We start from the raw sequence: 14,886 nt of genomic DNA on the forward strand, positions 1-14,886 counted from the left end.
TGTAATAATAATATATACTATGAGGTATTATTATGAATAAAGCAAAGATATTTATGAATGGTCAAAGTCAAGCAGTAAGATTACCTAAGGAATTTCGTTGTTCAGCTAAAGAAGTAAGCATAATTCCTTTAGGAAAAGGAATAGTATTACAGCCAATATTAAAAACATGGGAGGAAGTATTTGATGAAATAAAACCTACAGGTGATTTTTTTCCTGAAGGAAGAAAGGATTTGCCACTACAAGAACGAAACTGGGAATTATTTAAATGATTTACATGTTAGATACAAACGTTTGTATTGACGTAATGAATAAAAAACCTATACCTTACTTACAAAAGCTTAAAGTAGTTGAAAAAAATAATTCTGTAGTTATTTCTTCTATAGTATTAGCAGAGCCTCAATATGGAGTGTCTAATTCGAGTAATCAGAATAAAAAACAAAATCAAATTAACTTAGACGCTTTTTTAAATAAAGTTGAAGTAATAAGTTTCTCTGCAAAATGTGCATTTTACTATGACGAATTGAGAAGTATGTTAGAGAAGAAAGGAACAATAATAGGGAGTAATGACTTACTTATTGCAAGTCATATTCTAGCCGAGAATGCAACTTTAGTCACTAATAATATAAAAGAATTTAAGCGTATACCTAATTTAATTTTAGATTGGGATAAATAAAAATATAATAAACGAGACTTTTTTAGATGCGATTCTAGCTAAGAAATTAGGCACTACTTACACTCCTTCAAAAGAAATCAACGATCCTGACTTTGACGGAAGCAGCAAAGCATTTCATCGATCTATTACTTAGAGCCGATGGCTTTAAGCCTGTTAAAACTGCAGTAGTTCATCCGATCGATAAAGAATCATTACTCGGTGCAGTTAGAGCAGCACAATTTAATGTAATAAAACCGGTTTTAATTGTACCTCAACATAAAATAGAAGCAGCAGCAAAAAAAGCCGTAGAGCTTGCAAAGAAAAGAGAAGTGGCGGCTATTATGAAAGGCTCCTTGCATACTGATGAGCTTATGTCTGCGGTAGTTCATAAAGAAAACGGTCTTTGTACCGAACGCCGTATAAGTTATGCTTTCCTAATGGCAGTCGCTACTTTTCCAAAGCCGTTTATTATTACCGATGCTGCTATTAATGCCCTACTCTAGAAGATAAGCGTGATATAGTGCAGAATGCTATTGATTTAATGCATATGCTCAAAGAAGACAAACAAGTTAGAGTGGCGGTATTATCAGCAGTTGAGACGGTGACTTCTGCAATTCCTACAACCCTTGATGCTGCCGCTTTATCAAAAATGGCAGATCGCGGACAGATCACGAATGCTATAGTTGACGGACCGCTTGCGTTTGATAATGCTATATCTTTATTTGCTGCAGAAGCAAAAGGTATTAGCTCTTCAGTTTCAGGAAATGCCGATATATTAGTAGTACCCGATCTTGAGTCAGGCAATATGCTTGCAAAGCAGCTAAAATATTTGGGTCAAGCGGTTATGGCAGGTATTGTACTTGGAGGAGCACGGGTACCGATTATTCTAACAAGCAGAGCCGATCCTATGGATATGTGTGTTATTTCCTGTGTACTTGCTTCGTTTATTTATAATCATACCAAGGCAAAGTTACATATCCAAGCAGGTAAATAATATGAAAGATGTTATTTTAATAGCTAATGCCGGTCCATCTAGTTTAAAAATTTCTATTTTTGAAATTCAGAATAAAAAAGTTAAGGATAAAATTTATAATATTTTTTTAGAAAAAAACGACAATAAAATAGTATTCCACATCAATAAAAATCGTGAGTCTACTGCAGATATTACCGGCGATGCTATTAAAGGAATGATTGATCTTTTTGAAGATTGGTGGGAAAAGCAAGAAAACCTCAATTTAATTGCAACCGGTCACCGTATTGTCAAAATTTTAATAAACCGGTTATTGTTAATGAAAAAGTTAGCGAAGATTTAAGAGCATTCATACCTTTAAGCCCCTTGCATCAACCTTATAATTTGCAGGTACTGGATTTATTGTTTCAGAAATACAAAGAAGTCTCACATATAGCCTGTTTTGATACGTCGTTTCATTCTACCAATCTACCTATTACAAAAGCTTTCGGTTTACCGAAAAAATATTATGATAAAGGGGTAATTCGTTACGGTTTTCATGGGTTATCATATAAATATGTTAGCAGCCATTTTAAAGAAATGACAAAGGAAGATTTACCTGCCAGGACTATTATAGCTCACTTAGGAAGCGGTAGTAGTCTATGTGCTATTAAAAACGGTCTCAGTTTAACAAGTTCCATGGGCTTTAGCGTACTTGACGGTGTTATGATGGGTACAAGAACAGGTAACCTTGATCCTGGAGTAGTGTTATATCTTATTGATCATGAGAAAATGAACACGCAAGAAGTAACCGAGTTATTATATAAGAAATCAGGGTTACTGGGTATGTCCGGTGAAAGCTCCGATATGCGTACTTTACTTGCAAGCAATTCGCCTGATGCTAAATTCGTTATAGATTTATTCGTCTATCGTATCCAACTTGAAATAGGTAAGCTAACTGCTGCACTTGAGGGGCTTGATTGCTTAATTTTTACTGCTGGCGTTGGTCACAATTCTGCCGTAATACGTGACATGATTACTGAAACACTTTCATGGTTAGGCATTAAAATAGATGATGCAAAAAACCAAAAAAACGAGTATATAATAAGTACCAAAGATAGCAGTGTTAAAGTCGTCGCTGTGCCGACAAACGAAGAGCTAATCATCGCTGAGGCAGTGATGAAGTTTTTATAACACAAATTGGTTAATTTTTAATTAACGTATACATCTATTTTTCTTTATTAACTTTTTTTGAAATAAAATATATGCAACTATAAGTATATTTTTAACTTAAATTTTGGAGAAAGTTATGGTAGAAAAATTTGATAAAAAGAAAGCAGAAAAACAAATAAAGGATATAAAAAATAATAGGATAAATCCATATCGTGATGCAATAAAGTCGGGTTCTAAAGTGGATTTTATGAAACAGCAAACTATAATAGAAAAAGCATCTAAAGGTTATGATAAAGCATTAAAGATGGAGGATAAAGCAGCAAAAGCCGGAGTTAACCTAGATAAAGCTGCTATGAGACGTTTGGATAAAATAAAAGACCGTTTTGAAGCAGCTACGCAGAAAAGTGATTTTAAACAATATCAAAGCGATCAAGCTCATAGAACGAATCAACAAACAGCTGAAACATTTAGGAGTGGTGCAACAGCTGCTGCTAGAAAGCAAAGAAAAGAAGATTATAAAGGTAGATAGTTACCTTTATATAAAATTATAATTTTATTGCGTTAATTGGTACTAGGTACTATTTTAAACATATGTCTATACTTCACGCTACAATCTTAACCGTTTTTCCTGAAATGTTTCCCGGGACTTTAGGGCATTCTTTAGCAGGGCAAGCACTGCACAAAAATATTTGGTCATATGACGTTATTAATATTCGGGATTTTGGTTTAACTAAGCATAAAAACGTTGACGACGAAGCTTACGGCGGAGGTGACGGGCTTATAATGCGTCCTGATGTTCTAGGGAATAGCATAGATCATGCTTTATCGTTAAATCCTAATGCTAAAATTTACTATCCTTCACCTCGCGGTAGAGTCTTTACTCAAAGCTTTGCTAAAGAGATGATAAAAACCAAAAACCTCATATTCTTATGCGGACGTTACGAAGGGATTGACGAACGTGTAATTGAAGAGTATAATATCATGGAAATTAGTGTGGGTGACTACATTTTATCCGGCGGAGAAATACCTACCTTTACCATTCTTGATTGCTTAATTAGGCTACTTCCTGGGGTATTGATAAATCAAAATACCTTATCTTCCGAGTCTTTTGAAGAAGACGGGGAATTTAAGGGAGGGCTTGAATGCGGTCTATATACAAGACCTGAAATTTGGCATGGAAGAAAAGTACCTGAGATATTATTATCAGGTAATCATAAACTAATTAATGAATGGAAAAGAGAGCAGTCTCTTATGATTACTAAATTACGCCGTCCGGAGTTACTTAAAGATTTATAGATCGCCAATAGCAAATTACATAAGTAATTTGCTATTGATTGAGAAATTGTAGAAATCGGGCTTTGATGCTAGTCTTCACCCCGGTTTCAAAATAATATATTATTATATTTAGTAAAGAATTATAAGTTTTTACTAAAAAATAACATATATAATTTATTTATATAAAAGGTGGGAGCCGCCTTTCACCTTTTATATTCGCATTATAGAGATTAAGGAGTTAAAAAAATGAATATTATTGATAGTTTTGAACAAGAAAATATTTCAAAACTTACGGCAAATAAAAAGATTCCTGATTTTGAAGCCGGCGATACAGTTAAGGTGACTGTTAAAATTATTGATAGATCAATTGAGAAAGACGGTCAGGAAAAACTAACGGAAAGATTCCAAGCTTATGAAGGTGTAGTTATTGCAAAAAGAAATCGCGGTATTACTGCTTCTTTTTTAGTGCGTAAAATTAGCCACGGAGAAGGTGTTGAAAGACGTTTTATGACTTACTCGCCGATAGTACACTCTATTGACGTAGTAAAGTACGGGGTGGTTCGTCGTGCTAAACTTTATTATTTAAGAAATAGAAGCGGTAAGTCAACTAGAATTAAAGAGAGACATATCCCTATTGCTAAAACTAAGGCAGCAAAAGCATAAGTATTAGCTGTGTCATCCTAGCTAACTTGATTGGTCTTGCGTGGCTTAGTTTTTTCGTCATTGCGAGCGACTACAAAGCATCGTTGCATAGCTCGGAAAAGGCACTCGGTATCTAGAAAAAATGTAAAAACCATATATGTTTTAAGTTATTTTTCTGGATTCCCGCCTAGGCGGGAATGACATCTCAACCGTTCGTACAATACATGGTCAAGCCACGGTATGACAATATAATACTTCAAAAATTCAAATCCCTAAAGTATCTCTATAAAGCTCAAGCATAGCGTCTTGTTCGGCAAGTTTATCTTTATCCAATTTCTTTAGTTTCAATATAGATTTCATAGCTTTAACATCAAATCCATGCGAAGAAGCATCTTGGAAAATATCTTTTATTTCCTCCGATAAATCAGCTTTTTCTTGTTCTAATCTTTCTATTTTGCTTATATATTGCTCTAATTGTTCTTTTACTACTAATTCTGACATAAAAAATCATTTAACCTTTTTGAATTTACTATATAATACAAATATAACTTTTATTCAATACAATATATAATAATGCAAATTTATCCTTTGAGGCTTTTACCGAATAAAATCGATTTGGATTTTATGAACTTTAAAAAAGTCAGTTACACTTTCTCAATTATTTTATCACTTATCAGCTTTATTTGGATCGGTATATATAAATTTAATTTTGGTATTGATTTTGCCGGCGGTATAGTTATTGAAGTAAGGCTTGATCAAACTCCTGATGTGCCAAAAATGCGTCAAGTTCTAGGCGAGCTTGGAATAGGTGAGGTGGTCTTACAAAATTTCGGTAGTGAGCGTGATTTATCGATTAGATTCGGTAGTAGTAGTGAAGAAAATCTCATGAAAAATATTGAGCTAATTAAAGCATCTTTGCAAAATAATTTTCCGTATAAGTTTGAATATCGTAAGGTAGATTTTGTCGGTCCGCAGGTCGGTAGGCAGTTAATAGAAGCAGGGACTATGGCAATGCTATTCTCTTTCTTAGCAATTATGGTTTATATTTGGGTGCGGTTTGAATGGTATTTCGGTCTTGGTATACTTATCGCCTTAGTGCATGACGTAATACTCGCTCTTGGTTTTATGAGTATGACAAAGCTTGATTTTAACTTAAGTACTATTGCCGCAGTGTTAACTATTATAGGTTATTCCGTTAATGATTCGGTAGTAATATATGATAGGATTAGAGAGAATTTACGTAAATACCATAAAAAAAATATCACGGAAATTATAAATTTAAGTATTAACGAGACTTTATCAAGAACTATTTTAACGGTAATTACTACGCTACTTGCCAATTTAGCCCTTATTCTTTTTGGCGGAGAGGCGATTCGTAGTTTTAGTGTACTTGTATTTTTTGGGATAATAGTCGGTACTTATTCATCAATTTTTATCTCTGCTCCGATACTTACAATGTTTGCTAATAAGAAGTTTAATAATAAGAGGTAATGAGTACTTTTCATTGTCATCCCGCGACTTGATCGCGGGGGATCCAGTTTTTTTAATTTTTTCTGGATACCGTGGTCAAGCCACGGTATGACAATAATTAAAACGAGAACTATTTATGCTAAAAGAAGAAGACAAAATTTTTACTAATCTATATGGTCAGCAAAGCCATGATTTGAAATCTAGCAAGAAACGCGGTGATTGGGATAATACTAAAGCTTTGCTTAATAAAGGTAGAGACTTCATTATTGAAGAGGTCAAGAAATCAGGGCTTAGAGGGCGAGGTGGTGCAGGATTTTCTACCGGCATGAAATGGTCTTTTATGCCCAAAAATTCAGAGAAACCGTGCTATTTAGTAGTAAATGCAGATGAGTCTGAGCCTGGCACATGCAAAGATCGGGATATATTAAGGTTTGAGCCGCATAAATTAATAGAAGGTTGTTTGCTTGCAAGTTTTGCTATAGGAGCGAATAATTGTTATATCTATATTAGAGGTGAGTTTTATAATGAAGCTTCTAATATTCAGCGTGCATTAGATGAAGCTTATAAAGACGGGTTAATAGGAAAGAATGCTTGCGGTTCAGGATTCGATTGTAATATTTATTTACACCGCGGGGCGGGGGCTTATATTTGCGGTGAAGAAACGGCACTGCTTGAAAGCTTAGAGGGTAAAAAAGGCATGCCACGGCTGAAGCCGCCTTTTCCTGCCGGCTTTGGGTTATATGGCTGTCCGACTACTATAAATAATGTTGAGTCTATCGCAGTAGTGCCGACCATTTTAAGACGTGGAGCTAATTGGTTTGCTTCCATTGGTAAGCCTAACAATACGGGAACTAAGGTTTTCGGCATATCAGGTCATGTTAACAAGCCTTGCAATGTTGAAGAAGTAATGGGGATTCCGTTAAAAGAATTGATTGAGAAATATGCCGGCGGTGTTCGAGGCGGTTGGGATAATCTTAAAGCCATAATTCCAGGCGGTTCTTCCGTTCCGTTACTTCCTAAATCTATCTGTGAAACTGTTGATATGGATTTTGATAGTTTGAGCACTGCAGGTTCCGGACTCGGTACAGGCGGTATTATAGTTATGGATAAATCTACCGACATTATTTATGCAATAGCTAGGCTTAGTAAATTTTATATGCATGAATCATGTGGGCAATGTACTCCTTGCCGTGAGGGTACGGGCTGGATGTGGCGAGTTATGATGCGGCTAGTTAAAGGTAATGCCAAAAAATCCGAGATAGACGAACTTCTTAGCGTTACAAAAGAAATAGAGGGGCATACTATTTGTGCCTTAGGTGATGCGGCAGCTTGGCCGATTCAAGGACTGATACGTCATTTTAGAGACGAGATTGAAGAGAGGATATGTCATCACGTAGATTGATGGAGCTTGTTGCATAGTTAAGAGCCATGTAACAAACGTTACTTATAAATAATTAAGAGATTATGCAAACAGATACAAAAACAAACACTAATAAAACAACTGCTCAAGAATGGAAATCTCTTGCTTTTGTAGTATGCATCGCTTTACTGATTAGAATACTTATTATGGAGCCGTTTACCGTTCCAACAGGTTCTATGAAAGCAACCATACTTGAGAATGATTATATATTTTCTACTAAATATAGTTATGGTTATAGTAATTATTCTTTATCTTTCTTTGATTTTATGCCTCTTTTTAAAGGGCGAATATTTGCTCGTGAACCGGAGCGTGGCGATATTGTAGTTTTTCGTCCACCTAATGATATGAGTGTTAGATATATAAAACGCTTAATAGGATTACCGGGCGATAAAATTCAATTGATCGATGACGTGATATATATTAACGATAAAAAAATAGAACGCACGAAAGTTGGAACTTATATAAGTGAAGAAGGAAGAAAATATTTGAAATTTAAAGAAACGCTGCCAAACGGTAGAACATATTTTTCTTATAAGCTCGCCCCTATTTTTGGTGTTATATCTGATGATAGATACGGTAATACGGATGTTTTTTATGTGCCGGAGGGAAAATATTTCTTTTTAGGGGATAATAGAGATCAATCAAATGATAGTAGAGTAAATCTTGGATTTGTACCGTTTGAAAATTTTATTGCTAAAGCACAATTTATTTGGTTCTCAACAACAATAACTTGGTGGGATAATGATATAGGAGTTATTAATCTAATATTAAAGTTAAAGCCATGGATTGAGTCTGTTAGATTGAATAGAATTTTTAGAAATCTTTATAATACGGATGCATAATGTCATCATTTAACGAATTAGAAAAATTACTAGGCTATAGTTTCAAAAATAAAGAGCTTTTAATAGAGGCGTTAAGTCACCCGTCTTTAAGACAGCATCACGAGTACAAGGATGATAAAGATTATGAACGCTTAGAGTTTTTAGGTGATGCCGTATTAAATTTAGTAATCACGGAAATTTTATTTAGTAATTTTGTAAGTTATAATGAAGGGAATTTAGCTAAAATTAGATCATATTTGGTTTGCAAAGAAACAATATGTATGGTTGGGGCTAAGCTTGCTTTAAAAGATTATATAATTATGACTCATGGCGAAGAAGTAGCAGGGGGGCGTGATAACCCTCATAATATAGAAAATGCTACGGAAGCTTTGATTGCAGCTATATATCTTGATAGCAATATTGAAACAACTCATAATATTATCGGGAAATTATGGGCAGAATTTATAAAAGTTCAGAATTTAACGGATTATGACCCAAAAACTGCTTTACAAGAATGGGCTCAAGCTAGTGATCATCACCTACCTATATACCGTCTGATAAAAAGAGAAGGAGTCGCTCATTCATCGACTTTTACGGTTCTTGTGAAAGTAAAAGATTATGAACAAATTGGTATAGGTCACTCGATAAAAGAAGCAGAGAAAAACGCAGCAAGAAGCTTATTGCATAGGCTTAAAAATGACTGAACAAATTCAGAAAACGGTTTCGGTTTGTATCATCGGCAGACCAAATAGTGGTAAGTCGACTTTATTAAACAGAATAATCGGTGAGAAGCTTTCTATAGTTACTCCCAAAGTTCAAACAACTAGGTCAATTATTACGGGCATTATTACCTTAAAAGATACGCAGGTAATTTTATATGACACGCCTGGTATATTTGAGCCGAAAGGGACACTTGAGAAAGCGATGGTCAGATGTGCGTGGTCAAGTTTACATAGTGCGGATTTAGTTATGTTGATTATCGATAGTTTAAAACCGTTTGATGATATAACACATAATATTTTAGATAAGCTTCGCTCACTTAATATTGTACCGGTATTTTTATTGAACAAAATAGATATCGAATCAAAATATCTAAATGACATTAAAGCTTTTTTAACGGAAAATCATCCTGATAGTTTGCTTTTTCCCATTTCTGCTTTATCAGGCAAAAATATTGATGGATTGCTTGAATATATAACAAGTAAAGCAAAAATCGCTCCTTGGCTTTATGCGGAAGACGACATAACGGATTTACCGATGCGTTTTATTGCAGCAGAAATTACAAGAGAGCAGTTATTTTTAAATTTGCAGCAAGAACTTCCGTATAAATTAACCGTGCAAACCGAAAAATGGGAAGAGCTTAAAGACAAATCCGTAAAAATTAATCAAGTTATAGTAGTTTCAAGAGAAAGCTATAAAACTATAATCCTCGGTAAAAATGGCTCTAAAATCAAAGCGATCGGAGCAAAATCCCGTATGCAAATGGAGCAGTTTTTCGGCTTCCCCGTTCATTTATTTTTGTTTGTTAAGGTGCGTGAGCTGTGGGAGAATAATCAAGCATTTTATCAGTATATGAAGATATGAAAGTATGTCATTCCCGCGAAAGCGGGAATCTAGTAAAAATGAATTATTGTCACCCCGTGGCTTGACCACGGGGTCCATAAAAAAAAGACTGGATGCCGTGATCAAGTCACGGCATGACACTGGAGAAAACTGGATTCCTGCTTTCGCAGGAATGACAGCGGAATCATGCATAAAAAATAAAATAATAACTATGATAGTACTTGGCATTGATCCAGCACTTGGGAGTCTTGGATGGGCGGTGGTTGCAAGGCAGTCGACAAAATTGAAATATTTAGCCAGCGGCACGATAAAGACAAATAGCAAAGATGAAATTCATCATAGGCTTGCTTTTATCAATAGCACGTTAGAAAAAGTAATATTAGAATATCAGCCAAATATGGCAGCGATTGAAGAAACATTTGTTAATACTAATAGCGTGACTTCTTTAAAACTCGGCTATGCTAGAGGTGCGATAATGTCGCTGATCGGTAGATATAATTTTGGTTTACGAGAGTTTAAGCCAAATACGGTAAAAAAAACCGTAACAGGATATGGTCATGCAGAGAAAGACCAAATTTTGCATATGATTAAACTCTTGCTGCCTGGAACTTCCTTAATTACTAACTCTGATGAAGCTGACGCCGTAGCAATCGCTTATACTTGCCTAGTTTACAAAAAGTTATTAAAATGAATCCAATAATAATATTAGTTGCACCGCAAATGGGTGAAAATATCGGTGCTACTGCAAGAGCAATGAAGAATTTCGGTTTAAATGAGCTTAGAATCGTAGCACCAAGAGACGGATGGCCAAATGAGCAAGCACGCAGTAATGCAGTTGGAGCAGTCAATATTATAGATAATGCAAAAATTTATGATAGCTTAGAGGATAGTATTAAAGACCTCGAATATTTATACGCTACTACTTGCATTAAAAGGGCTATGAATAAAGATTATGTATTTTCACAAAATTTGCCTTTAGATTATCCAAATTCTGCAAAGGTCGGGATAATGTTCGGGCGGGAAAATAACGGGCTTAGTAATGAAGAGATTTCACTTGCCAATAAGATCATCACTATTAACACCACTGAATTTAGTTCGTTAAATATTGCTCAAGCAGTGATTATTATATGTTATGAATTGTTTCGTAATTCTACGTCTCGAGAGGATATACATAATATTCAAAAATTAGCTACTAAAGAAGAAATAGAGCATTTTTTAACAAATTTATTCGGCAAACTCGATAAAGTCGGATTCTTCAAAGTTCCTGACAAAAAGCCTGCTATGCAGCAAAATATCACCAATATATTTACACGTATCACTAACCTCTCTTCCCCTGAAGTTCAAACACTGCAAGGCATCATAAAGTCTTTGTATACTCGATGAACTGCAAAAATTGGCTACGTCGTTCTATAAGAGCTGTGGTGCTCACGTATTAATATACGCTCCGCTCCTCGCCTTATGAACTCCTTGCTCTTTTTGCATTTGATCTTCGTATACTGCTAGGAATATATCATTCTTAATGACAGGTATTTATTTTATCAAAGATTTAATAATTTCAGCTACTCGCTCTGCTTCATTTAAAGGTTTATAATTATATTCTTCTAGAGAAATAACTGACTCAGCAAAAATTCTTGCTGTTTTCTGTTCTACTAATTGCTTTATAAAAATCTTATGTTTTGAGGAATTAAAGTTTGGTGGGCAGAATATATAAAGAGGCTTACCGCTTGAAGCTGCTTCGCTACACATTGAAATCGAGTCGGCTGTAACTATTATGTACTTCGCATTAGCAAGCATAGCGATATAAGGGTTATAGCCTATGTCTTCGTTCGGGTCATAAATAATTGTGGAAGACGGCATGTTATTTTTAATAATGGACTTCACTTCTAGAGGAGTACGTCTACTGAAACTAATGAAAAAAGGTATTTTTTGATTAGTATATATTTTATTTAATAATGAAGAAAATAAAATTGCTTCATCTTCATTAAAATTAAATTTTTTATTATTTCCGCCGATTATCACTGCAATAAATTGTTTAAGATCAGGATAATATGTTTGTAGTTCTAGACTTGCAGCAGCAAACTTATCGGTTACGTTGTTGATAGCTCCGTTGATGGGGATTATGTTTTTGTGTTTGATGTCATTCCCGCGAAAGCGGGAATCCACTTTGTCATACCGTGGCTTGACCACGGTATCTAGAAAATAATTTATAGTACTAATTATTTTAGGATTTTTACTGGATCCTGCGATCAAGTCGCGGGATGACAGGTGACAATCATGATAAGGCAGGATAACGGCATCAAATGTATTATAAGGAAGATTAGGCTGCATTATTTGTATTAACTTGATATCTTTAAATTTCTTTTTTAAGTAAAATGCCAGTACTGCTGTTCTCCTTCCGGCGGTAATTATCATGTCAGGCAGGGATTTATCCAAAATATCTTGCAATAGTTCACTTTTTATATGAATAGGATAATATTTTAGTAAAAAGTTCGGTAGCTTAGCTAAGCAATTATATTGAAGTTTAATTAAAGTGTAATCTGTAGCTAATTTTTCTGCAAGTGCAATAGCCTGATGTGTGTTGCCTGTTCTATCATCTGCCAATACGTATATTTTCATGATAAATATTTCTCTAAAGGTAATGTTAATAAGTTTGTTAGGGGTAGTGATTTATCGCAAGCATCGGCTATTTGCGGTGTGATTGGGATTTGAGCAATTAAAGGTATATTATATTTTTGTGATAGATGGTTGCCACTATTATCTTCAAGCATATAGCTCATATTTTCAATTATTCCAAGTATCGGCAGTCCTAATTTTTGATATAAATCGATAGAGCGTATTACATCTATTTCTGATATTTTGTGCGGAGTAGTTACTATTATTACGCCGTCTAAATGATAATTCTCTAAGATACTTAAATGAATATCACCGGTACCGGGAGGCATATCGATAATTAAATAATCAAGGTTATCCCATTTTGTTACTGATAATAATTGATAAATGGTCTTACTCGCCATAGGACCGCGCCAAATAATTGCTGAATGGTCTTTAACAAAAAAGCCTATAGACATAATTTGAATAATAGACATCTTCCCAAACTCTACTTCTAGAGGTAATTTGTACGTCGATCCGGTACTCGCATCCTCACGTACTTCTTTGTACGCTGCGGTGCTGCGTTCCGTGTTTCCTTCAAATTCCTCTCTATAAGCGAATTTGGGAAGATGTCTATTTTTTGCCGTTATAGGTATTATTCGTCCTTCAATGGTTTTCGGCACTTCGTTAATGCCGAATATGTGAGGAATTGACGGACCGTAAATATCGGCATCTACTATCCCGACTCGGTAATTTTTTAGACTTAACTGCTGAGCAATAAGAGCCGATATTGTAGATTTTCCGACTCCGCCTTTACCTGACGCTACTAAGATAATTTTTTTTACGTTTTCTACAAAATGTTTTGGTTTTTGAGGTTTTTGTTCTGAAGTGTTGTGGCTTGTAAAAACAATTGTTATATTACCTATTCCGGAAATCTCGTTAAGTTTATTAATTGCTTTAAGTCTGATTTCTTCGGCTTCTAACTTTTCTTTACCTGATATATCTATTGAGAAACCTATATTATTACGCTTAATTACAATATCCGATATAACTTGTTTTAAAAAAGTACCGTCTTTAAAAGTAATATTCTGAATCTTATCGATAATTTGTCTTTGGTGTAAATTCGCCATAATTAAATTTCCTTTTTAAATCTATTAAAGCTCGTAACTTGACGTTATATACTATAATATATATAATTATCTAATCTTTAAAATAATATAAAAAAGCAAATGCTTAATAAAAAATATATCTCGATTTTAAAAAAATCCCCATGGAAAGATTTTGATTCTAATAAGGACTATAACATATTCACAAGACCGCGTAAAAATCAATTTAATTTTGATAAATTTCAATTCCAGTTTAATTTTAATGCTAAAACAATAATTTTAGCTGTTGTTGCGGTGGCTGCTTTATGGCTTACTTCGGGTATTTATGAAATAAAAGAAGGTGAAGAAGCAGCAGTGATAAGGTTTGGACGCTTTGTACGTAAGGGCTATCCAGGGCTTAATTATCATTTACCTGCTCCTTTTGAAAAGATAATAGTTGAGAAAGTTAAACAATCACGCCGAATTGAGATTGGTTATCGTACAAATAGCTCGATACGTAGCGGTGGCGATAATACTAAAAATATTGCCGGTGAAAGTATAATGCTCACCGGTGATGAAAATATCGTTGCTTTAAATTGTGACGTAATGTGGCATATTAATAATCTTGAAGATTTTATTTTTAATGTACAAAGACCTGAAGAAACAGTAAAAGCAACAGTAGAAAGTGCCGTTAGGGAAGTAATAGGCAATACTCCTATTTCTTGGGTATTATCCGATCAAAAGCAAGAAATTACTTATAAGATAGAGAAATTAGCACAAAAGATACTGGATAGTTATAATGCCGGTGTTATGATTGAGAAAGTGCAGTTATTGAAAGCCGAACCGCCTGCTGAAGTAATAGACGCTTATAGAGACGTGCAAACTTCAAAGGCCGATAAAGAGAAAGAAATAAATCAAGCTCAAGCCTATAATAATAAAATTTTACCGGAAGCTAGAGGAGCAGCTGCAAAGATTATACAAGAAGCAGAAGGTTATAGAGAAGAAGTAATATCAAAAGCAGAAGGTGATAGCCAAAGATTTAATGCTATTTATAAACAATATACTACAGGTAGGCAGGTAACTAGAGATAGGTTATATTTAGAGGTAGTTGAAGAGATATTAAGCGGTTCAAATAAAACAATTATTAATAATGCACTACTACCGCATATGGCTATTAAACCATAGGGTACTATGTCATTCCCGCTTTGGTGGAAATCCACTTTGTCATACCATGGCTTGACCACGGG

The 14,886-nt window shown here is 34.6% G+C and carries 16 protein-coding genes and 2 pseudogenes; 15 read left to right on the top strand and 3 right to left on the bottom strand.

The window, feature by feature from the left end; genetic code table 11:
- Window positions 1-32 precede the first annotated feature (32 nt).
- From vapB to rplS, 7 genes and pseudogenes are all read left to right on the top strand, one after another.
- Entirely contained in the window at window positions 33-269 is a 237-nt protein-coding gene (gene vapB, locus ACIAS7_RS02995) for a type II toxin-antitoxin system VapB family antitoxin (protein WP_473199288.1), read from the top strand.
- 5 nt (window positions 270-274) lie between these two features.
- Complete coding sequence (locus ACIAS7_RS03000) at window positions 275-673, top strand: PIN domain-containing protein (RefSeq protein WP_473199289.1); 399 nt, start codon at window positions 275-277, stop codon at window positions 671-673.
- Window positions 666-1,646, top strand: a pseudogene (locus ACIAS7_RS03005) (bifunctional enoyl-CoA hydratase/phosphate acetyltransferase). The gene ACIAS7_RS03000 and the pseudogene ACIAS7_RS03005 overlap by 8 nt, the downstream one beginning before the upstream one ends.
- 1 nt (window position 1,647) lies before the next feature.
- Window positions 1,648-2,795 (top strand): annotated as a pseudogene (locus tag ACIAS7_RS03010) (acetate/propionate family kinase).
- Window positions 2,796-2,910: 115 nt separating this feature from the next.
- Entirely contained in the window at window positions 2,911-3,303 is a 393-nt protein-coding gene (locus tag ACIAS7_RS03015; RefSeq protein ID WP_473199290.1) for a hypothetical protein, read from the top strand.
- A gap of 62 nt (window positions 3,304-3,365) precedes the next feature.
- Window positions 3,366-4,070: a tRNA (guanosine(37)-N1)-methyltransferase TrmD gene (gene trmD / locus ACIAS7_RS03020; RefSeq protein WP_473199291.1), complete on the top strand. Its 705-nt coding sequence runs from the start codon at window positions 3,366-3,368 to the stop codon at window positions 4,068-4,070.
- Between the two features lie 225 nt (window positions 4,071-4,295).
- Window positions 4,296-4,712, top strand: a complete 417-nt coding sequence (gene rplS, locus ACIAS7_RS03025) for a 50S ribosomal protein L19 (protein ID WP_473199292.1) — start codon at window positions 4,296-4,298, stop codon at window positions 4,710-4,712.
- Between the two features lie 243 nt (window positions 4,713-4,955).
- Here the strand turns inward: rplS and ACIAS7_RS03030 are convergent, their stop codons facing one another.
- Window positions 4,956-5,192, bottom strand: a complete 237-nt coding sequence (locus tag ACIAS7_RS03030; protein ID WP_473199293.1) for a DUF2312 domain-containing protein — start codon at window positions 5,190-5,192, stop codon at window positions 4,956-4,958.
- 72 nt (window positions 5,193-5,264) lie between these two features.
- Here ACIAS7_RS03030 and secF point away from each other — a divergent pair, with 72 nt between their 5' ends.
- From secF to ACIAS7_RS03065, 7 genes are all read left to right on the top strand, one after another.
- Window positions 5,265-6,182 carry a protein translocase subunit SecF gene (secF, locus tag ACIAS7_RS03035; protein WP_473199294.1) on the top strand — a complete coding sequence of 306 codons (918 nt, stop codon included), beginning with the start codon at window positions 5,265-5,267 and terminating at the stop codon, window positions 6,180-6,182.
- A 115-nt stretch (window positions 6,183-6,297) separates the two neighbouring features.
- Entirely contained in the window at window positions 6,298-7,563 is a 1,266-nt protein-coding gene (gene nuoF / locus ACIAS7_RS03040; RefSeq protein ID WP_473199295.1) for an NADH-quinone oxidoreductase subunit NuoF, read from the top strand.
- A 62-nt stretch (window positions 7,564-7,625) separates the two neighbouring features.
- Window positions 7,626-8,423, top strand: coding sequence for a signal peptidase I (gene lepB / locus ACIAS7_RS03045; RefSeq protein WP_473199296.1), 798 nt, complete (start codon window positions 7,626-7,628; stop codon window positions 8,421-8,423).
- Window positions 8,423-9,106: a ribonuclease III gene (gene rnc, locus ACIAS7_RS03050; protein WP_473199297.1), complete on the top strand. Its 684-nt coding sequence runs from the start codon at window positions 8,423-8,425 to the stop codon at window positions 9,104-9,106. The genes lepB and rnc overlap by 1 nt, the downstream gene beginning before the upstream one ends.
- Window positions 9,099-9,986 (top strand): GTPase Era, encoded by an 888-nt coding sequence (gene era, locus ACIAS7_RS03055; protein WP_473199298.1) that lies wholly within the window; start codon window positions 9,099-9,101, stop codon window positions 9,984-9,986. The genes rnc and era overlap by 8 nt, the downstream gene beginning before the upstream one ends.
- Before the next feature lie 190 nt (window positions 9,987-10,176).
- Window positions 10,177-10,656, top strand: coding sequence for a crossover junction endodeoxyribonuclease RuvC (gene ruvC, locus ACIAS7_RS03060; protein ID WP_473199398.1), 480 nt, complete (start codon window positions 10,177-10,179; stop codon window positions 10,654-10,656).
- Window positions 10,653-11,348 (top strand): RNA methyltransferase, encoded by a 696-nt coding sequence (locus ACIAS7_RS03065; protein ID WP_473199299.1) that lies wholly within the window; start codon window positions 10,653-10,655, stop codon window positions 11,346-11,348. Before ruvC ends, ACIAS7_RS03065 begins: the two co-directional genes overlap by 4 nt.
- Window positions 11,349-11,495: 147 nt before the next feature.
- Here the strand turns inward: ACIAS7_RS03065 and ACIAS7_RS03070 are convergent, their stop codons facing one another.
- Entirely contained in the window at window positions 11,496-12,581 is a 1,086-nt protein-coding gene (locus ACIAS7_RS03070) for an ELM1/GtrOC1 family putative glycosyltransferase (RefSeq protein ID WP_473199300.1), read from the bottom strand.
- The gene (locus ACIAS7_RS03075; RefSeq protein ID WP_473199301.1) at window positions 12,578-13,684 is read right to left on the bottom strand and encodes a P-loop NTPase; all 1,107 of its coding nucleotides are present in this window, start codon (window positions 13,682-13,684) and stop codon (window positions 12,578-12,580) included. Before ACIAS7_RS03075 ends, ACIAS7_RS03070 begins: the two co-directional genes overlap by 4 nt.
- A 99-nt stretch (window positions 13,685-13,783) precedes the next feature.
- Between ACIAS7_RS03075 and hflK the strand changes: the two genes are divergently transcribed.
- Window positions 13,784-14,824 carry an FtsH protease activity modulator HflK gene (hflK, locus tag ACIAS7_RS03080; protein WP_473199302.1) on the top strand — a complete coding sequence of 347 codons (1,041 nt, stop codon included), beginning with the start codon at window positions 13,784-13,786 and terminating at the stop codon, window positions 14,822-14,824.
- Window positions 14,825-14,886 lie beyond the last annotated feature (62 nt).

The sequence above is a fragment of the Rickettsia sp. 109562A South Dakota genome (genome assembly GCF_055791265.1).